The sequence below is a fragment of the Soonwooa buanensis genome, from assembly GCF_900167905.1.
GTDB classification, from domain to species: Bacteria; Bacteroidota; Bacteroidia; order Flavobacteriales; family Weeksellaceae; genus Soonwooa; species Soonwooa buanensis.
This window is the reverse complement of the sequence record NZ_FUYZ01000001.1, coordinates 290,566-309,359: the sequence shown is the minus strand read 5'-3', so window position 1 is coordinate 309,359 and position 18,794 is coordinate 290,566. Positions and strand designations below refer to the sequence as shown.

Genomic DNA, 18,794 nt, shown 5'->3' with positions numbered 1-18,794 from the left:
TGGTTTTAATCGTTTTTAATTCAATAAAAATGGCGAAATTATTAAAAGTTAGTTTTAAAATTAAGTTAATCTAACATTTTGTATCTTTGATGTATGAATTCCTTAACAGAAGAAAATTATTTAAAAGCCTTATATCATCTAATGAATGATGAACACGAGGTTTCTGTAAATGATCTTAGCAAACGTCTGCAAATTAAAATGCCATCTGTGAACAGTATGATTAAAAAATTTGCAGAGAAAAATTGGGTGATTTACGAATCTTACAAACCAATCCGTGTCACCGAATCGGGTAGGAAAGAGGCTGCACTCATCGTGAGAAAGCATCGTCTAACAGAAATGTTTTTGGTGGAGAAAATGGGATTTGGTTGGGAAAACGTCCACGAAATTGCGGAGCAACTAGAACATATACATTCTGATGCTTTTTTTGATAAAATGGATGAAATCCTAAATCACCCAAAAGTTGATCCACATGGCGAACCAATTCCTGATAAAGATGGTGTTGTCGTACAACCAGAGCTTAAAAAATTAAGTCAATGCAAAGAGAATGAAAATGTTGTTTTTGCTTCTGTTACAACATCTTCCGACGATTTTCTTAGTTATCTTAACAAGAGAAATATCCAATTAGGAACCGAAATGAAAGTTATAAGTATCGAAAATTTTGACCAATCGATGCTCATCGAAATTGATGGTAAACAGGAGGTTTTTAGTAAGTTGGTTTGCGAAAAACTTTTAGTAAAATAAATAATGATAAGCCTTTTAAATTTTAAAAGGCTTTTTTTGTCTAATACTTTTGTCTTTTAATTAAAATTGGTTTTTTTGATTAAAATTTGTATTTTAAAATCGAAATAATCAAAAAAAATATTCCTAAAAATGCAAAACGAGCCCAATGTTATTTATGTAGAAAGAGTTGTGTACGACAATACACATTGGGTGATGATAGCTTTTGCTATTATGATCGTCTATTTTTTATTCTGTTTTTTAATAACTAGAAAATGGAAAAAAGATATCATCATTCCACAGTTTTCTCCGCCTAAAAATATGTCGCCTGCTGAAATGGCTTTTTTAATTTATGGCGATTTCAGAACCGGAATGTTGTCAACTTTGATCATTAATTTGGCGGTTAAAAAATATATTAAAATTCGAAAATCAAAAGTTAATATCACATATCAATTAGAAGTTTTGAAAGAACCTGACAATAATTTGTCTCTTGACGAAGCTCAACTTATGAGAAATTTATTTGCTGAAGATTCTAAGATTATCATTAATGGTGATAAAAATGAAAACATCAATTCGGCTTGTGATAATCTATCAAATTCTCTACGAAGTCAGTATCGAAAGACCATTCGAAGAGGTTTTCGTGGACGATTATTTTTGATGTTTAGCGCGTCGATTATTAGCTTTTTGTATTTCGGATTGACGATTTACTCTTACGTCAAAGGCAGTTATTGGGAAGTTCTTGACCTGGTTCATAATATTGGTTTTTTTATATTTTGGCTTGTTGTATTTTTGCTTTTAAGACCGAATCGACGATCTTCCAAACGTTTAAAAACAATTCTTCTAATTGTGGTCGGTTGTTTAATCGCATTTCAATTTTTGAAGTTGTATTATCTTAATCCAGATATTGTCAACTTCTTGCGTGTGAGATGCTTTTTGTTGATTAATTTTTTAGTGTTATTCTTTATTCAAGATGTTTTTAATAAAGTGTCGAAAGAATATCAATCATTATTAAACGAGATCGAAGGTTTTAAAATGTATCTAAGTGCAGCCGAAGAAAAGCAATTACAATTCTTAAACGCTCCTAAAAAAACACCCGAAATTTTCGAAAAATATCTTCCTTATGCCATGGTTTTTGGTGTTCAAAAAATTTGGGGAAAAGGTTTTGAAAAAATTACAGAAAATTCCAATTTTGACCTTGAAGATACCGATGTGTACAACATTATGGATTTTGCTTTTTCAACAGATGAAAATCTTATTGCTACGACGATTCATTATGCCATTGTGAAAAACGTTGCTGATATTTTTAAATAAAAAAACCTACTCAGAAAGTAGGTTTTAGATATATTTTGCAACTATTTAATCAAATAAATCTTTAACTTTTTCAAAGAAAGATTTTTCTTTTCCAGTTGGTTCTGCAGCCATTTCGTTATTATCGATTTGACTTTGGAAAAATGCTTTTTGTTCTTTAGTAAGCTTTTGAGGCGTCCATACATTGATGTGTACAAACATATCGCCTTTGCCACCGTAGCCTTCGATATTTGGAAGACCTTTACCAGCAAGTCTCAAAATTTTTCCAGACTGTGTGCCTTCTTCAACTTTGATTTTTACTTTTCCACCAACGACATTGATTTCTTTAGAAGTTCCTAAAGCCGCTTCAGCAAAAGAAATAAACAATTCTTGGTGAAGATTGTCGCCTTCGCGTTTGATCAATTTGTCAACTTCTTCCTCAACCACAACATACAGGTCGCCCGCTGCACCACCAAAAGGCGCGTCGTTACCTTTTCCTCTTACATTAAGTTGAATGCCGTCTCTAGCTCCAGCTGGGATGTTGATTGTGATTTCTTCCTCAGTTTTAACCAAACCTTGTGCATTAGCACCAGCAGGAATTTTGTCAGCAACTTTTCCGATACCATTACAAGTTCCACAATTAGCTTGCGTTTGCATTTGTCCGAACATCGTGTTCATCACTTTAATCTGCACACCAGAACCTTGACAAGTAGGACAAGTTTTAGAAGTTACACCTTCTGCCAACTTCATTTTTTTAACCTTAACCGTCTTCTGCGTACCATTCACCATTTCTTCTAGGTTAAGTTTGATACGGATTCTAAGGTTAGTTCCTCTCGATTGTTGTTGACGCCCGCCACCGAAGCCACCGCCGAAATGCCCACCAAAAATATCTCCAAATTGGCTGAAAATATCTTCCATGTTCATACCGCCACCGAAGCCACCGCCAAATCCGCCTCCAGCAGCGCCACCAAGACCTGCGTGACCATATTGGTCATAACGTGCACGCTTGTTGTCATCGCTCAACACTTCATAAGCTTCCGCAGCTTCTTTGAATTTCTCCTCAGCTTCTGCGTTGCCAGGGTTTTTATCAGGGTGATATTTGATCGCTTGTTTACGATAAGCTTTCTTAATTTCTTCGGAAGTTGCAGTTTTCGTAACTTCTAATATCTCGTAATAGTCTCTTTTTGCCATTGTCTTAAATTCTAAAATGCTTTATGTATTAAGCGATTTTAAGCTCCTGTTACCACTTTTGTGAAACGAATAACTTTGTCATGAAGTTGGTAACCTTTCTCGATGACGTCAACAATTTTTCCTTTTAATTCAGGTGTTGGTGCTGGGATTTGCGTAATTGCTTCATGAAAATCTACGTTAAAGTCGTCGCCAGGATTAACTTCAATTGGTTTAAGACCTTTTTCCATTAATTTTCCTTTGAATTTTTGATAAATCAATTCTACGCCTTTAATATCGTCTTCGTTGCCAGTTTTAGCAATTTCTTTAAGTGCTCTTTCGAAGTCGTCAAGGATTGCTAACATCGAGATCATAATGTCTTGGTTAGCATACATAAAGAATTCGTTCTTTTCTTTTGCAGTTCTTCTTTTGTAATTTTCAAATTCTGCATAAAGACGAAGGTAACGGTCTTTTTCTTCTGCCAATAATTCCTCAGAAGTCTTTTCTGCTGTCACATTGTCAGTCGTGTTTTCTTCTGTGTTGGTTTGTTCGTCAGTCGTTAAATGTTCGTTTTCCTCGTGTATATCTTTGTTATCTTCCATAATGTTATGTATTTCTTTGTCAGATTACACAAAGAAACTGCCAAAACGGAATTTTAGACATTTAGTCCGATTTTTTTTTGATATCGTTAAGAATCCATTCGAGTTGAAGATCTTTGCCTTGGCTGACATTATAGAAATCGGCATCAACTTCCACATCGGGCATTACACCACGTTTTTGCCCAAGAGGTTCGATGTTAGGTTGGATGAAAAGTAAACCAATTGGTAGATTAAGTTTAGAATTGGTTAGTTCAATCGTATTATTAAAACCTGCGACTGTACCATCATTAGCGCCGCCAGTCTCTTCGCCAACGATAATGGCGCGTTTGTCGTGTTTTAATTTTGCTGAAATAACAGAAGATGCAGAAAAGCTTGAACCATTTACTAAGACATAAATTTTCCCTTGGAAAGCATCTTTTTTGGACTTACTTTCCTTAGCAGCAGATTCTTTAAAAATAGCTTTACCTTCTTTATTTTTTCCTGATAAAAAACGATTGCCAGCGATAAAAAACGGATAAGCGGGCGCTGAAATTATTTTGCTGGTTGTTGGTAAATTGTAAAAAAAATTACGATGTATCGCAGCATTTTCAAAAGTCATCTCTGGCATTTTTACCAAAGTATAATTCTCAGTTGTAAGGTAAGAATACAGATTGTTGATTTCGTCCAAAGAGCCACCAAGATTATTTCTAATGTCAAGAATTAAGTATTTTGATTTGGCTTCTTTGATTTTTTTAAAGGTTTTTTTATAAAATTTGGAAGAACCTGTATCCGAGAAAGTTTTTATTTTCATGTAAGCGACAGAGCTATCTGCGACTGCAAAACGCATACTTCGGTTGAAAGAATTGGTTCTCGCATCAAAATCATAGATTTTTTTTATCTCTTTACTAGGCGTATATTTTTGTTTTTTAATTTCCTCTTTATCAACTCTTTTTAAGACAAAATCGCTAATCTGATTTTTGAATTTTATCTTTAAATTAGCTTCACTCAAAAGACCAAATTCTGCAGTGTAATAATTAAAAAAAGCCTCGCTCAACGCATATTTGTAATAGGTTTGGTTGTAAGCGTCCGAAGTCATAACACTTCGATATTTTTTGATTAAATCAATAACTTTTACACCATTTATTTCTAAAATTTCGGTGCCAGGAAGAAGCTTCTTTTCAGAATCAACCGTTGGTTTATAAACGATCATTTTTTCATCCGAAATGCGATAGGTATATTGTCCGAAAAGTGGCGTTTTTTTATCAAACACTTTTGTTTCTGCCTTTGTATATTGTTTTTGTGGAATGCGAAGTCGGAGATGACCTTCTCGGATTTGGGCGATAACTGGCGCGAGTTTAAAATAAAATTCTTGCTTGTTTAACGGTTCCGAAATCGTGCTTTTGAGACTGTCAAATTTCTTTTCTAACTCTTTTTCAGAAATGTACCAATAAAGTTCGGGGTGAAATCGTTTAAGAGAAATATAGGTTTGGTCAATATCGTCTTGTAGTTGCTGGATAGGAATTTTTTTTTCGAATTCGGCATTAGCTTTTTTAACAGATTGACAATCTATTATTAAAAAACAAAAAACGAATAAATAAAGTCTTGCCATCGAATATAAATCTTTCCGAAATCAAATGTAATGTTTTTATTGAAAAGTTTTTAAAAACTATTTATGAATGATAATTAATTAAAATTAAATTATCTTGCCAACCTATTATGGTATTGATTTTGTCATGACTAAAAAAGCTAAATAAGAACCAAAATTATGATTAAACAAATTTTGACCACAATGATGATTGCAGCAGGTACGACACTTGCGTTTGCACAAATGAAAAATGTAGGAAGCTTTACAAAACTTAAAGTTTTTGATCAGATTAATGTAGAACTAATCCCTGGAGACGAGTATAAAGCCGATATTTCTGGAAAAAATGCTGGAAATGTCGAGTTTGTAAATAGCGGCAATGAGTTAAAAGTTAGAATGGTGACTTCTAAAGTGATGCAAGGTGATGCCACAAAAATTATTTTGTATTACAAAAACCTTGGAAGCATCCAAGCGAGCCAAGGCTCTATTATTTCATCGACTTCTCCAATTACGTCTTCTAATCTAAGTTTAATATCAAATGAAGGTTCGGTGATTGATGTTGTTGCGAACTCGACAGCTATTTCTTCTAAAGTGAACACTGGAGGTTTAATAAAAATTGCTGGTGAAACGACTACACAAGATGTTGTTGTTAACGCTGGCGGAAAATATGAAGGTGCAGAATTGAAGTCCGAAAATACTTCGGTGACTGTTAATGCTGGAGGTGAAGCTAATGTTTTTGCAAGTCAAGATGTTACGACAACGACTCGTGCAGGGGGAATTATCAATGTTTATGGTAATCCAGAAAATCGAAACGAGAAAAAAGTTATCGGCGGAAAAGTGAATTACAAATAATTCAATAATAATCGATTATAAACAAAAAGCTATTCTGTTATGAATAGCTTTTTTATTTTATTGTTCTCCATTATTTGTGTTCGTAGAAAAGCTTGCAAATGCTATGCCACACAAATAAATTGAAATTTATTAAGATTCGAAGAATGTCATCAAATCCATATAATTTTTTTGATTAACACCATGTCCACTCATATATTCTCTAAAACTGAAGTAGCAACTTAAATCGTATAACAATTCTGCAGCTTTTCGTCCCCAATCCATTGGAATAACAGCGTCATCTGTCCCATGAGAAACAAAAAATCTTAATTGCTCTAGTTTTTTCTTGTCTTTTACAATGTTTGTTAAAAGCTTTTCTTCTGGATAACTGCTAAGACACGCAATTTTATTAAATAATTGAGGAAAACGTAATGCCATCGCGTAACTCAAAATTCCGCCTTGACTGAAGCCACAAAGATGCGTCGGGTTATCGACCAAGCCGTATTGGTTGCTGATCTTCATGATAGCTTCCATTATTCCAGAAATTGCAGCTTCCGCTTGTTCTACATCCACATATTTTTCAGGATTTGTCAAATCGATATCATACCAAGCGTAACCACCATAAGGCGTGTCTTTTGGCGCTCGAAAGCTTACAACTAACCAATCTTTGGGAAGCGTTGGTACAAAGCTAAAAAGATCTTCTTCGTTGCTTCCATAGCCATGTATTAAAACTAAAAGTGGCGTAGAAGAAGTAATATTTTCGGGTTCTCTAAGGAGGTATTTTAAATCCATAAAGCAAAGATACTTTTTTAGTTTTTAAAGAAGCAAAATCCTAAATGACGAATTGTCTTATAAATAATTAATGTTGAATAGCATTGGCTTTCTCTCTTTCTTTTTTCGCTTTCTTTTCGAGTTTTTTCAAAGCTTTTTTCTTTTTTTTCGCAGCATATTCTATTTTATATTTAATAAAACCGTAAATACATAGCACGAGAAAAAATCCTAAACCTGTGCAAATTATAGCACCGCCAAAGCTCGTGTACCTTTCGCTGAGGATAAAATAATCGTAACCAATATTTAGGAATAGATAGATTAAAACAAAAAATGCAATAGGAAAAACAACGTAAGCGAAAATTAAAAGCAATATATTGGAAGAATCTTCAAAACCTCCAGTTTTTGCAAAAGTGTAAAAGATAAAGTAAAACATAAACATGAAGGCCAAAACTATAATGTTCATGACAAAAGCAAATGTTTTGATAGGTGTTTCTTGCATCCTAACTTTATTATCTTCAACAATAACTTTTACGACGCTCCCGACTGGTTTCTGATTACTTTTACTGAAAGAAACATCTCCTTTGACTTGTCTAATATTTCCGTTTTTATCGCGATATTCTAAAGTCGGTTTGTAGTAAGTATTAGTTCGCGTTCTTCTGCTAATCGTTCTTCGATTTGAGTCTTGCGAAGTACTTGTAAAAGTGTCGTAATTAACAATAGTTGCGGTTTGTTTATTAGGATTTAGTTCGTCTTTAATTATGGTATAAAAACTTCCTATAATTCCGAAGAACAACAAAGCAACAAAATATGAAATAATCCCACCAATTATAGCCCCACCAATACATTGAAACATTGGTCGATGATTTTGATAATAAAACCAAGTCCAAGCAATAAATAAAGCCGCGAGGATTGTAAGAATCTGTATGAAAATATTGTCAATAACTTCAAAAGAAACCGAAAATGGATGCATAATTGTGTTTGTCCAACGAATATAAATATTTTTGAAACAAAAAAAGCTTCCCCAATTTGAGGAAGCTTAGTTTATCTTGTTTTAAATAAAAACTTAAACAGCTTTTACGATAAAGTAAGACTTTTTACCTTTTTGTAGAAGTAAAAACTTACCATCGATAAGGTCACTTTCCGAAGCCGTAAAAGTATCATCAACTTTGTCTTTATTTACAGAAATTGAATTCCCTTTTAGTTCGCGCGTAGCCTCAGATTTAGATTTTAAGAAACCAGATTTCTCCGAAACCAAATCCACGATGTTGGCACCGATAACTTCCGATTTTGCGATTTCCTTTTGCGGAACGCCATCAAAAATTTGTAAAAACAAATCCTCATCAAGACTTTGCAAATCTTCCGCAGTCGAACGTCCAAAAAGAATTTCCGAAGCTTTCAAAGCTTTTTCGAACTCTTCTTTTCCATGGACCCAAATCGTTACTTCTTCCGCTAGACGCTTTTGGAGTTTACGCTCGTGTGGCGCCGTTTTGTGTTCCTCGATCAAAGCTTCAATTTCTGGCTTGTCGATAAAAGTATAATATTTAATAAAGCGCTCAGCATCGTCGTCTGTCGCATTTAACCAAAATTGGTAGAATTGGTAAGGCGACGTTCTTTTCGCATCCAACCAGTAGTTTTCACCACTTTCAGACTTTCCGAATTTTGAACCATCCGCTTTAGTAATCAATTTAGTCGTCAATGCAAAAGCTTCACCTTGGGCTTTACGACGGATTAGTTCAGTCCCAGTCGTGATGTTTCCCCATTGGTCAGATCCACCCATTTGCAACTTCATACCCATAGTTTGGTATAGGTGTAGGTAATCATAACCTTGCATCAATTGGTAAGTGAATTCTGTAAAGCTCATTCCATCCGCGCCATCTTCGCCAGAGAAACGTTTTTTAACAGAATCTTTCGCCATCATATAATTAACGGTGATGTGCTTTCCGATATTTTTAGCAAAATCCAAAAACGAAATATCCTTCATCCAGTCATAGTTGTTCACCAATTCTGCTTTGTTAGGTTCGTTACCATCAAAGTTTAGGAATCGTGACAATTGACCTTTAAGACAATCAACGTAATACAAAAGGGTAGCCTCATCTAACAGATTTCGTTCTGCGGATTTTCCAGATGGGTCACCAATCATCCCCGTCGCACCACCAACCAGAGCAACTGGTTTGTGTCCATGACGTTGAAAATGAGCCAAAATTTTAATTGGAATCAAACTTCCGATGTGTAACGAATCTGCAGTTGGGTCAAAACCAATATAGGCTGTGGTCATCTCTTTTTCAAGTTGCTCCTCAATCCCAGGCGTCATGTCGGCAAAAAGCCCGCGCCATTTTAGTTCTTCAATAAATGCATTCATTCGGTTAAAATTTAATTTGCAAAGTTAAGCAATTGCTTTCTCCCACGCCTAATAAAAGCGTTGATAATTCTTAGGAGCCGAGAACCTGCTTTCCACTATATCTTTTGTGTTGGTGCTCGGACGGCTCCGCTCCGCTCCGCCGCCTCACGCCAACCCAAAAGGATGCCGTGTCAATCAGGGCTAGGGGATTTGTCGTTCTATTGTAACATCGTTTCAGGATAGTATATTTTCTTTAACAAGGCGTCGGTTCGAGTAGCGCAGCGTTTTTGACTAAAGATCTCAATACGATTTTTTTATCTATTCTAACTGAGGTTAATTTTCTAATCTTAAACTCAGGCTATGACAGACTTCACAAAGTTGGAAGCTTCAGATTCCCAATTTTTATTTTCGAGGAGGATTTTCACAAAAGCAGTTCCGATGATGCCACCTTGCAATTTTTCTGTCACCGAATCAAAATCCTGTTTGTTTTTAATTCCGAATCCTACATATACAGGATTTTTAAGATTAAGCGAAGCAAGTCGACTCAGATAATCATCATTCTTTAAAGTTGCATTGGCATTTCCCGTTGTCGAAGACGAACTTACAGCGTACAAAAATCCAGAACTCAACGAATCCAAATATTTAATGCGCTCTTCTGAAGTTTCGGGTGTCACCAAAAAGCTAAAATTAATATTGTACTTTTTTAAAATTTCGCCGTATTGTTTCTCAAATTCGAAAGCTGGCAAATCTGGAATTATCAAGCCCGAAACGCCAACTTCCTGACATTTTTTGCAAAAATTTTCAAAACCAAATTGCAAAACTGGATTAATGTAGCCCATCAAAACTTTTGGAATCGTGACAGAATCTTTTATTTCTAAAAGTTGTTCGAACAATTTTGCGATGGTCATTCCGTTTTTTAAAGCCAAAATGTGAGCATCTTGGATAACCGATCCATCAGCAACAGGATCGGAATAAGGAATACCGATTTCCATCATGTCTGCTCCAGAATCTTGGATAAGTTGAGCAACTTTTCCAGTATCATTAAGATTAGGAACGCCTGCTGTAAAGTATATGTTTAATTTTTTCATTATAAAATAAGTGTTAATAGTTGATTAATTGCGTACATAATGACTTCGTTACTCAGTGCGACAACGACCGCAACAGGAATATAAATCCATCTAAATTTGAAAGTGAATCTGCCTTCCAAGGCTATGTAAGCTTTAATAATTTTGTGTCTATGTCTATAAAAAACAAATAAAATAACCAATTGATAAAAAATAGCGTTGGCTAAAGCGCCTTGGAGAACTCCGAAAAAGTAATCTTGCAAAATGATGTTTGTCAAAATAGCTGTCAACAAAAAACCACCAATTAGTCGTGTTCTTGGGATTACTAAAAGAAGCGCACCCAAAATTTCGAAGAAGCCAATTATTATAACATAAGGTTTTGAATAGGAATAAAAAGCCCACATCAACGTCATAGGATCTAGCTTATTAACTGGTTTTGTATAACTAGAAATGTCACCAAATTGTAAAGGTTTTCCAACGCCATAACCAATCATGTAAATCGCTACAATAATTACTGAAATCCATTCGAAGATGTTGAGGATTTCTTCTTTTGTTATTTTGAGTTGTTTCATATTTTATCTGTAAAAAGTACAAAGTACAAAGTAAATTGTATCATTTTTTTAGTTTAATATTATGTACATTTTACATCGTACTTAGTACAGAAAGGTAGGTTTCCATGTCTTTATCACCACGTCCCGACAAACAGATCACGACTACATCATCTTTTTCGAACTTTTTCTTATCCAAAACCGCCAAAGCATGGGCACTTTCGAGCGCTGGAATAATGCCGTCGAGCTTGGTCAAATCGAAAGCTGATTTCAGAGCTTCATCATCATTGATACTGAAAAATTCTGCACGTTTTTCTTTGAAAAGATTGGCGTGCATCGGTCCAATTCCGGGATAATCCAAACCCGCTGAAATCGAGTGTGGCTCGATAACTTGGCCATCTTCAGTCTGCATCACCAAACTTTGGCTACCATGTAAAACGCCCAAAGTCCCAAGAAAAGTGGTCGCCGCCGACTTACCCGAATCGACGCCCAAACCGCCAGCTTCGGCTGCGATAATTTTGACTTCGGGTTCATTTACAAAATGATAAAAAGTCCCTGCTGCATTGCTTCCGCCGCCGACGCAAGCGATAACATAATCTGGATTTTTGCGACCGATTTGTTCGTGAAGTTGCTCTTTAATTTCTTTTGAAATCACACTTTGGAATCGCGCTACCAAATCGGGAAAAGGATGCGGTCCGACAACGCTGCCAATGATGTAATGCGTGGTTGTTGGATGGTTGATCCAATCTCGCAAAGCCTCATTGACAGCGTCTTTAAGAGTTTTGGAACCCGAAGTTGCGGGCACAACTTTTGCACCGAGCATTTTCATTCTGGCAACGTTGGGCGCTTGACGTTGGATGTCGATTTCGCCCATGTACACGATGCATTCGAGGCCAAGAAGCGCGCAAGCAGTCGCGGTTGCCACGCCATGTTGACCTGCACCAGTTTCTGCAATAATGCGGTGCTTACCTAGCTTTTTTGCTAGCAAAGCTTGGCCAAGTGCATTGTTGATTTTATGCGCACCAGTATGGTTGAGATCTTCGCGTTTTAGATAAATGTTGGTCTGATATTTCTCGCTTAAATTTCTCGAAAAATAAAGCGGTGTCGCACGTCCAACATAATTTTTAAGAAGCTCCTGATATTCGTTTTGGAAATCTTCGGATTCTATGATTTCTAAATATTGTTCTTGCAATTCTTTGACATTCGGGTACAACATTTCCGGGATAAACGCACCTCCGAATTCGCCGTAATAGCCGTTGTTATCTGGGTTTTTGTAGTTCATTTTATAATTTTTTTTATTTAAAAGAGTTCCGAAGGAACGATTTAACAAAGGATAGGAAGATATTCCTATTAATGTTTAATCCCAAAGGTATTTTTCGTCGTATTCGATTTGATATTTTTTATAATAATTTAGGATTTCGGTTTTGAATCCAAATTCTTTATGATGCTCTCGTTGGTTTTTAATATAATTGATGACTGTATTTACATTAGTTGGACTTACTGAAAATGCGGCGTAACCATCTTGCCAAAAGAAGTTTTCATATTTTTCGGCTTTCGTTTTTATCCATTTAGATGAATGCGCTTTTACTTCTTGAACAAGCTTCATCAATGCAATTTTTCTTGATAATAAACATAAAATATGAATATGATTGTCTGTGCCACCAATTTGTAAGGCCTGACTTTCGAAATCTTTGCAAAGGCTGGCTATATACGAAAACAATTCATTTTCTATTGTTTCGTCAATAAAATCCACACGATTCTTTGTGCTAAAAATGATGTGAACATAATTTTTGACTAATGACTGTGACATGATTTGTGTTTTATTTTTTTCGAAAAATTGAATTCTATAAATCGGATTTTATCTGATTCTGATTTAAGTCGTCCCTTAGGGACTTTTTATTTGCGTTATAAAGTTTTTTATTTTTTCTAAATCTTTATTGCCAGCTTCGATTTCGAATTTTGAATTGATGTCCAAGGCAATAGGTTTTTGTTTTAAACTTGTTAATTGTTGGAAATTATCTTCTGAAATGCCGCCACTCAAAAAATAAGGCAAAGGAATTTCTAATTCGTTCAACATTGACCAATCAAATGATTTTCCTGTCCCGCCAAAAGCTTTGGAATCGGTATCAAATAATAAATTTGAAATTTGATATTCGAGGTTTGAGATTTCGGCTAACTTTTTTTTGACTTCCGAAATGTCATTTCCAACTCGAATTACTTTGATGATTTTTACAAGGTCTGGAAGTTTTTGTTTTAATTCAGAAATAAAATTTTCGTCTTCGTCACCATGCAATTGAATATAATTAAGTTTTGCGTTTCCAGTTATTTTTATAATATCTTCTATTGTTTCGTTTACAAATACACCGACTTTTCCTTGATGATTGACTTCTGCAATTTGTTCTAAAGCTAAATGATTTAACACAAATCTTGGCGATTTTTCGTAAAAGATAAATCCCAAAAAATCAACATCCATCGCAACTAATTCTTGGATTTGGTTAAGCTTTATCAATCCGCAAACTTTCAATTGGATTTGAGATTCGAGATTTGAGATTTTAGATTGCATTTTTGAAAGGTAAATTTCTATTTTGATACATTAGTTACAAATTCTTCAAATTTGTTTCCCGGATTGTCAGATTTCATAAAATATTCGCCCATCAAAAATCCATCAAAGCCCTTTTCTTTTAAAAATCTAAAATCTTCTTCATTGTAAATTCCGCTTTCTGCAATGGATAAAATATCTTTCGGTAATTGATTTTTGAGATTAACCGAATGTTGTAAATCGACTTTGAAATCTTTGAGATTTCGGTTGTTGATGCCTACAAAGTCGATGTTGTTGTTAATGTGTTTTAGTTCTTTTTCTGAATGAATTTCTAATAAAACTTCAAGATTAAGTTGGTGCGCTAAATCTGTAAATTCTGAAACTTGAGTTGGAGAAAGGCAAGCTGCAATCAACAAAACGACATCAGCTCCCATTGATTTGGCTTCACAAAACTGATAAGTATCTATCATAAAATCCTTGCGCAAAATCGGAATGTTAATATGATTTCGAACTGATGTAATATCCTCAAAATTTCCGCCGAAAAAATCAGAATCTGTCAAAATGGAAACCGCGCTCGCTCCAAATTTTTCATAAGCTGTAACAACTTCCAAAGACGAAAATTGATTGTTGATAATGCCTTTGCTTGGTGATTGTCTTTTGAACTCAGCAATGATGCCAGATTTGGATTTTAAAGTGTTTTTTAAGGAAATAGTTTCTCTGTTAAAAAACTCGGAGTCTTTTAATTGTTGAAGGCTGACTTTCGTTTTTGAAACTTCCAGTTCTTGCTTTTTACGTTCTATGATTTTATCTAAAATTGTCATTTTGTTACTTAATTTTCTATTGTTGTAGAATCTGCGTCCCGACTTAAGTGGAACTCCTTTTTTTGCATGGCAAAAGCTTTGGCAAAAAAGAGTGGGAACGGAAGGCGGAAAAGACGCCCAAATATTAAATTAAATTTTGAAAGGCTTTAAGCGCCTTTTTTGAGGTTAAACTTTCGCTTGCTAAAGCCAAACAATCCGAATAATTACCATACTTTTCGGTGTTCAACAAAGCCATAGCAGCATTGACGCAAACGACTTTATTTTGAGCTTCCGTCGCTTCGCCTTGTAAAACTGACATGAAGATTTTGGCTGCTTCAGCTTTAGTTTTTCCACCGAAAATTTCTCTTGGTTTTAGATTTTCGAAACCTAAATCTTGTGCCGAAAAAATCTTTTCGCCTTGTTGTGTAAATATCTTGGAATCAGCAGTTAGTGAGATTTCATCATAGCCGTCCAACGCATTAACTAACATGAAATTTTTATTTTCTTTTTGAAGTAAATATTGATAAATCCTTGCAATCTCCAGATTTGCGACACCAATCATCGAATATTTTGGTTGCGCAGGATTCACCAAAGGTCCCATAATATTAAAGAAGGTTTTTAGACCTAATTGTTTGCGAAGTGGCGCAACGGTCTTTAAAGCGGGATGAAACAAAGGCGCGTGCAAAAAGCAAATATTTGCTGTTTCTAATTCTTGTCTGAGATCGTCTTGATTTGCTTTAAAACGATAACCCAATTCCTCTAAAACCGTGGAAGAACCACTCACTGAAGATGCCGCATAATTGCCATGTTTAGCTACTTTTTGACCAGTTCCTGCGACTACAAAACTTGCTAAAGTCGAAATATTAAATGTGTCTTTTCCGTCGCCGCCTGTTCCGACAATGTCAACAACATCGTCAGTTCCCAAATCAATTTTGTTTGCCAATTGCAACAAAGCTTCTCGGAAACCATCAAATTCGTCCAGCGTAATGCTTCGCATCATGAAAACCGTGATGAAAGCTGTGACTTCGCTGTCATTGAATTTGTTCATCGAAATTTCTGTCAAAATAGCTTTGGCTTCGGATTTTGAAAGCGTCTGATGATTGAAAAGATATTCTAATATTTGTTTCATAATCTGGTTTGGTTTTTAGTTGTCGGTTGTCGGTTGTCAGTTTGCGGTTCTTGGGTTTTAAAAACTAAAAATTTAAAAAATTTTCGAGGATTTGTTTTCCGTGCGGTGTTAAAATACTTTCGGGATGATATTGTACGGCATGGACGTTATAAGTTTTGTGTTTAAGACTCATAATCATACCTTTTTCATCAACCGAAGTGATCTCCAATTCTTCTGGAAAATCTTGAGGATTAACTGCCCAAGAATGGTATCTTCCTACTTCTAAATTTTCTGGTAAATTCTTGAAAATCGAATGTTCTTTAGTTTGATTTGCCGTGGTTGCAACACCATGATAAATCTCGGAAAGGTTGATTAAACTTCCTCCAAAAGCTTCTGCAATCGCTTGCTGACCGAGACAAACGCCGAAAATGGATTTTGTGGGCGCATAGGTTTTGATGACTTCTAGAAGTATGCCTGCCTCAGATGGAATTCCAGGGCCAGGAGAGAGGATGATTTTATCATACTTCTGAATTTCTTCAATAGTAATTTCATCGTTTCTAAAAACGTCTACTTCGTGACCTGTGATTTGCTCAATGATCTGCACAAGGTTGTATGTAAAACTGTCGTAGTTGTCGAAGACTAATATTTTGTTTTTCATGTTTTTACTTTTTTGAATTTTCAATTCAATTAATTTTAATAGGATTGCATCCTATTCTTTGTTATGCCGTCCCTTTGGGACTTTTTTTATTTTATGTCCAATTTAATTGGTTTTTGTTCTATTTTGTTTATAATCCTTTTCTTTATAAATAGGATTTCATCCTATTCTTTGTTAAGTCGTCCCGTTGGGACTTTTGGTTTTTGTCAAATCCTCGCTTTACGATTTGCTACATATCGATTTTGATGATTTATTATTATCCATGAATTGCAGCCCGACTTGAGCGGAACTCCTTTTTTGAATTGCAAAAGCTTTGGCAAAAAGAGTGGGAGCGGAAGGCGGAAATGCTGCCCAAAAATTAATGCATTTTTTCTGCTTTTGAAATCGCTTTTTTGAGTGCTCCTAGTTTATTATTGACTTCTTGGAGTTCATTTTCTGGAACTGATTTTGCCACCAAACCAGCGCCAGCTTGATAATACAGTCGGTTGTCTTTGCTCAAAAAAGTACGAATCATAATCGCTTGATTGCAACTACCGTCGAAGCCAACAAAACCAATGCAACCTGCATAAAAACTACGCGAGGTTTTTTCGTAATCGTCAATCAACTGCATCGCGCGATATTTGGGTGCGCCACTCAAAGTGCCTTGTGGAAAGGTTGTTGCAATCATTTCGTAAGGATTTTGATTTTCTGTAACATCAGCAACAACTTCCGAAACCATGTGAATAACATGCGAAAAGAAGTGAATTTCTTTAAGTTTTGAAACTGTTGTGTTTTTCCCATGAATACTCAAATCATTGCGCGCCAAATCTACCAACATCGTGTGTTCTGCATTTTCTTTCGGGTCTTTTTTGAGTTCTTCCGCCGATTGTAGATCTGTTTCTACATTTCCTGTTCGCTTGAAAGTCCCAGCAATAGGATGAATAATGGCTTTTCCATCTTTGATGATCAATTGACTTTCTGGGCTTGATCCCATTAATTTGTAATCGCCATAGTCGAAGAAAAATAAGTAAGGCGACGGATTAATATTCCGCAAAGCTCGATAAACATTGAATTCGTCACCGCGAAATTGCTGCTCGAATCTTCTGCTTAACACCAATTGAAAAACATCGCCACGGAAACAGTGTTTTTTAGCAAGTTCCACCAAGTCTAGATAATCTTGATCGATAAGATTTGAAGTTTCTTTACCTATTTTTTCGAAAGGAAAAATTGGTGCATTTTTCTGATTGATGATATTTTCGACTAAAGAAATTTCGGATTTTAAACCGTCGATTTTATTTTCGATGACGTACATTTCGTCGTTGTGGTGGTTGATTGCGATGACATATTGGTACAATCTGTAACGAAGAAGTGGGATTTTAGTTTCGTCACTTTTTTCTTTAAACTTAATATTTTCAAAGAACGGAATCGCATCATAACTTGTATATCCGAAAAGTCCTTGGGCTTGTGTTCCAATTTCTAAATTTGGCTTTTCACAGTTAAAACTTTGAGAAAAGTCTTGAAGTATTTTAGTTAGTTTTTCATTTGTTAGCTGTACTTTGAAAGGATTTTCCAAAGGGAATTTTAGTTCCGCTTCATTATAATTTCGGATTTCTATACCAGCGATAGCATTAATGCAAATGAAAGAATAGTTTTTGTCATTGTTTTGATTGCCAGCACTTTCTAATAGAATAGTATCACGAAATTGATCTCGAAGTCTTAGATAAATTCCGATTGGCGTAAACAAATCAGCTAGTTGAGATTTAACCGATGTTTTGATTTGGATATTGCGTTTGATGTTCATTTTTGATATTGTTTTTAATTTGACCAAGCCGCAAAATCCCACAAAAAAAGACTTTAACGGATTCGTCAAAGTCTTTGTGATTTAATATTTTATTTCTACACTATACAAAAAGCCGAATGGCTTCAAGACCTTGACCAAGATTTTGAAGACCACCACCAGTTTTTGTTTAATGATAAATTCATAAGGCAAATGTAAAAATGTTTTTTAATAAAACAATAGTTTTTAAGAAATTTTTTATTCAAATTTAAGAACAAACATAAAAGCATGTGTTTGCATGGTCGAAATGCCAGCCGCCCAATATGGTGGCGTTTCTGGATTATCTGCGACAATTTCGTTGTTCATAAAGAAAGTACCACGTATAGCTGGCGTCAGTTTGAAACGACTGAAATAGATCTGCATCCCAATCTCCGCAGTCCAACCAAAATTATGCGTTGTAGAACGGAAAATATTTCGAGAGTTGTCTTCTGTACTGGTTTCGTTGGATTGTAAATTCATTAAATAATTGACACCTCCAGCAGCGTAAGGACGCGTATTGTACCATCTGTCACCGTGGATTTCTAACATAATAGGAATGTCAAGGTAGGTCGATTTTACTCTTTTTACCTTGTCAACATCTGTTAGACCGATTGGCGTAAAAGCTGGAAATTGTGTTGTGCCACCTGAATATTGATCATTACTTTGCGTGTTAAAAGTATATTCTCTCTCAGTAAAATGAAGTCCAGGTTCCATACGAAGATCTAAATATTCGTTAAGACGCATCTTCCCAATAAGTCCTGCACCAAAGCTATAGCCAGGTTTTGAGGTGATAAGACTTTGCTGACCATTCATCCCGTAATGCGGATCCAAAACTAGTTTTGAATCAAAATTATTCGCGGCAAGATAAAATCCCCAACTGAATTTTTGTGTGTCAAAATCTTCTAGGTTATCTAATCTATCTTTTTTCCTGAAAATGTCCGTCAATTGTGCATTAGCTGAGAAGCTGCACAAGAGTCCGAAGGCTACAAGATGTTTAAGTTTCAGTTTTATCATCTT

General features: G+C 35.3%; 19 protein-coding genes. 3 read left to right on the top strand and 16 right to left on the bottom strand.

All coding sequences use genetic code 11. The features are described from left to right. Positions 1 to 93 precede the first annotated feature (93 nt). Positions 94 to 741, top strand: a complete 648-nt coding sequence (locus B5X62_RS01505) for a metal-dependent transcriptional regulator (protein ID WP_079665618.1) — start codon at positions 94 to 96, stop codon at positions 739 to 741. 129 nt (positions 742 to 870) lie between these two features. Next, positions 871 to 2,028: a DUF2207 domain-containing protein gene (locus tag B5X62_RS01500; protein ID WP_079665617.1), complete on the top strand. Its 1,158-nt coding sequence runs from the start codon at positions 871 to 873 to the stop codon at positions 2,026 to 2,028. A 45-nt stretch (positions 2,029 to 2,073) separates the two neighbouring features. On the opposite strand, the gene dnaJ is transcribed toward B5X62_RS01500, so the two are convergent. From dnaJ to B5X62_RS01485, 3 genes are all read right to left on the bottom strand, one after another. After that, on the bottom strand, positions 2,074 to 3,195 hold the full coding sequence (gene dnaJ, locus B5X62_RS01495) for a molecular chaperone DnaJ (protein WP_079665616.1): 1,122 nt from the start codon (positions 3,193 to 3,195) through the stop codon (positions 2,074 to 2,076). A gap of 38 nt (positions 3,196 to 3,233) precedes the next feature. Continuing rightward, the gene (locus tag B5X62_RS01490; protein ID WP_079665615.1) at positions 3,234 to 3,773 is read right to left on the bottom strand and encodes a nucleotide exchange factor GrpE; all 540 of its coding nucleotides are present in this window, start codon (positions 3,771 to 3,773) and stop codon (positions 3,234 to 3,236) included. A gap of 61 nt (positions 3,774 to 3,834) precedes the next feature. Then, entirely contained in the window at positions 3,835 to 5,358 is a 1,524-nt protein-coding gene (locus B5X62_RS01485) for a S41 family peptidase (RefSeq protein ID WP_079665614.1), read from the bottom strand. A gap of 156 nt (positions 5,359 to 5,514) precedes the next feature. Here B5X62_RS01485 and B5X62_RS01480 point away from each other — a divergent pair, with 156 nt between their 5' ends. Next, the gene (locus tag B5X62_RS01480) at positions 5,515 to 6,183 is read left to right on the top strand and encodes a head GIN domain-containing protein (RefSeq protein ID WP_079665613.1); all 669 of its coding nucleotides are present in this window, start codon (positions 5,515 to 5,517) and stop codon (positions 6,181 to 6,183) included. Between the two features lie 129 nt (positions 6,184 to 6,312). On the opposite strand, the gene B5X62_RS01475 is transcribed toward B5X62_RS01480, so the two are convergent. The 13 genes from B5X62_RS01475 to porT form a co-directional block, all read right to left on the bottom strand. Then, a complete protein-coding gene (locus tag B5X62_RS01475) occupies positions 6,313 to 6,951 on the bottom strand; it encodes an alpha/beta hydrolase (RefSeq protein ID WP_079665612.1) in 639 nt (212 codons plus the stop codon). A gap of 67 nt (positions 6,952 to 7,018) precedes the next feature. Then, on the bottom strand, positions 7,019 to 7,900 hold the full coding sequence (locus B5X62_RS01470) for a hypothetical protein (RefSeq protein ID WP_079665611.1): 882 nt from the start codon (positions 7,898 to 7,900) through the stop codon (positions 7,019 to 7,021). Positions 7,901 to 7,993: 93 nt separating this feature from the next. Further along, positions 7,994 to 9,289 (bottom strand): tyrosine--tRNA ligase, encoded by a 1,296-nt coding sequence (gene tyrS, locus B5X62_RS01465; RefSeq protein WP_079665610.1) that lies wholly within the window; start codon positions 9,287 to 9,289, stop codon positions 7,994 to 7,996. A 332-nt stretch (positions 9,290 to 9,621) separates the two neighbouring features. Then, complete coding sequence (gene trpA, locus B5X62_RS01460) at positions 9,622 to 10,356, bottom strand: tryptophan synthase subunit alpha (RefSeq protein WP_079665609.1); 735 nt, start codon at positions 10,354 to 10,356, stop codon at positions 9,622 to 9,624. Next, entirely contained in the window at positions 10,356 to 10,904 is a 549-nt protein-coding gene (locus B5X62_RS01455) for a DoxX family protein (RefSeq protein ID WP_079665608.1), read from the bottom strand. The genes trpA and B5X62_RS01455 overlap by 1 nt, the downstream gene beginning before the upstream one ends. Positions 10,905 to 10,974: 70 nt before the next feature. After that, complete coding sequence (gene trpB, locus B5X62_RS01450; RefSeq protein ID WP_079665607.1) at positions 10,975 to 12,162, bottom strand: tryptophan synthase subunit beta; 1,188 nt, start codon at positions 12,160 to 12,162, stop codon at positions 10,975 to 10,977. Positions 12,163 to 12,237: 75 nt separating this feature from the next. After that, positions 12,238 to 12,690: an IS200/IS605 family transposase gene (tnpA, locus tag B5X62_RS01445; protein WP_079665606.1), complete on the bottom strand. Its 453-nt coding sequence runs from the start codon at positions 12,688 to 12,690 to the stop codon at positions 12,238 to 12,240. A 75-nt stretch (positions 12,691 to 12,765) separates the two neighbouring features. Further along, positions 12,766 to 13,443: a phosphoribosylanthranilate isomerase gene (locus B5X62_RS01440; protein WP_079665605.1), complete on the bottom strand. Its 678-nt coding sequence runs from the start codon at positions 13,441 to 13,443 to the stop codon at positions 12,766 to 12,768. A 17-nt stretch (positions 13,444 to 13,460) separates the two neighbouring features. After that, complete coding sequence (gene trpC / locus B5X62_RS01435) at positions 13,461 to 14,240, bottom strand: indole-3-glycerol phosphate synthase TrpC (protein WP_079665604.1); 780 nt, start codon at positions 14,238 to 14,240, stop codon at positions 13,461 to 13,463. A 124-nt stretch (positions 14,241 to 14,364) separates the two neighbouring features. Then, the gene (gene trpD / locus B5X62_RS01430; RefSeq protein ID WP_079665603.1) at positions 14,365 to 15,348 is read right to left on the bottom strand and encodes an anthranilate phosphoribosyltransferase; all 984 of its coding nucleotides are present in this window, start codon (positions 15,346 to 15,348) and stop codon (positions 14,365 to 14,367) included. 64 nt (positions 15,349 to 15,412) lie between these two features. After that, positions 15,413 to 15,985: an anthranilate synthase component II gene (locus tag B5X62_RS01425; RefSeq protein ID WP_079665602.1), complete on the bottom strand. Its 573-nt coding sequence runs from the start codon at positions 15,983 to 15,985 to the stop codon at positions 15,413 to 15,415. Between the two features lie 355 nt (positions 15,986 to 16,340). Further along, positions 16,341 to 17,762, bottom strand: a complete 1,422-nt coding sequence (locus B5X62_RS01420; protein ID WP_079665601.1) for an anthranilate synthase component I family protein — start codon at positions 17,760 to 17,762, stop codon at positions 16,341 to 16,343. Positions 17,763 to 17,996: 234 nt separating this feature from the next. Next, the gene (porT, locus tag B5X62_RS01415) at positions 17,997 to 18,791 is read right to left on the bottom strand and encodes a type IX secretion/gliding motility protein PorT/SprT (protein ID WP_079665600.1); all 795 of its coding nucleotides are present in this window, start codon (positions 18,789 to 18,791) and stop codon (positions 17,997 to 17,999) included. Positions 18,792 to 18,794: the final 3 nt, after the last annotated feature.

Excerpts from the sequence above, each read along its gene's own strand:
- B5X62_RS01505 (WP_079665618.1), top strand. The coding sequence starts at position 94 with ATGAATTCCTTAACAGAAGAAAATTATTTAAAAGCCTTATATCATCTA.
- B5X62_RS01500 (WP_079665617.1), top strand. The coding sequence starts at position 871 with ATGCAAAACGAGCCCAATGTTATTTATGTAGAAAGAGTTGTGTACGAC.
- dnaJ (WP_079665616.1), bottom strand. The coding sequence starts at position 3,195 with ATGGCAAAAAGAGACTATTACGAGATATTAGAAGTTACGAAAACTGCA.
- B5X62_RS01490 (WP_079665615.1), bottom strand. The coding sequence starts at position 3,773 with ATGGAAGATAACAAAGATATACACGAGGAAAACGAACATTTAACGACT.
- B5X62_RS01485 (WP_079665614.1), bottom strand. The coding sequence starts at position 5,358 with ATGGCAAGACTTTATTTATTCGTTTTTTGTTTTTTAATAATAGATTGT.
- B5X62_RS01480 (WP_079665613.1), top strand. The coding sequence starts at position 5,515 with ATGATTAAACAAATTTTGACCACAATGATGATTGCAGCAGGTACGACA.
- B5X62_RS01475 (WP_079665612.1), bottom strand. The coding sequence starts at position 6,951 with ATGGATTTAAAATACCTCCTTAGAGAACCCGAAAATATTACTTCTTCT.
- B5X62_RS01470 (WP_079665611.1), bottom strand. The coding sequence starts at position 7,900 with ATGCATCCATTTTCGGTTTCTTTTGAAGTTATTGACAATATTTTCATA.
- tyrS (WP_079665610.1), bottom strand. The coding sequence starts at position 9,289 with ATGAATGCATTTATTGAAGAACTAAAATGGCGCGGGCTTTTTGCCGAC.
- trpA (WP_079665609.1), bottom strand. The coding sequence starts at position 10,356 with ATGAAAAAATTAAACATATACTTTACAGCAGGCGTTCCTAATCTTAAT.
- B5X62_RS01455 (WP_079665608.1), bottom strand. The coding sequence starts at position 10,904 with ATGAAACAACTCAAAATAACAAAAGAAGAAATCCTCAACATCTTCGAA.
- trpB (WP_079665607.1), bottom strand. The coding sequence starts at position 12,162 with ATGAACTACAAAAACCCAGATAACAACGGCTATTACGGCGAATTCGGA.
- tnpA (WP_079665606.1), bottom strand. The coding sequence starts at position 12,690 with ATGTCACAGTCATTAGTCAAAAATTATGTTCACATCATTTTTAGCACA.
- B5X62_RS01440 (WP_079665605.1), bottom strand. The coding sequence starts at position 13,443 with ATGCAATCTAAAATCTCAAATCTCGAATCTCAAATCCAATTGAAAGTT.
- trpC (WP_079665604.1), bottom strand. The coding sequence starts at position 14,240 with ATGACAATTTTAGATAAAATCATAGAACGTAAAAAGCAAGAACTGGAA.
- trpD (WP_079665603.1), bottom strand. The coding sequence starts at position 15,348 with ATGAAACAAATATTAGAATATCTTTTCAATCATCAGACGCTTTCAAAA.
- B5X62_RS01425 (WP_079665602.1), bottom strand. The coding sequence starts at position 15,985 with ATGAAAAACAAAATATTAGTCTTCGACAACTACGACAGTTTTACATAC.
- B5X62_RS01420 (WP_079665601.1), bottom strand. The coding sequence starts at position 17,762 with ATGAACATCAAACGCAATATCCAAATCAAAACATCGGTTAAATCTCAA.
- porT (WP_079665600.1), bottom strand. The coding sequence starts at position 18,791 with ATGATAAAACTGAAACTTAAACATCTTGTAGCCTTCGGACTCTTGTGC.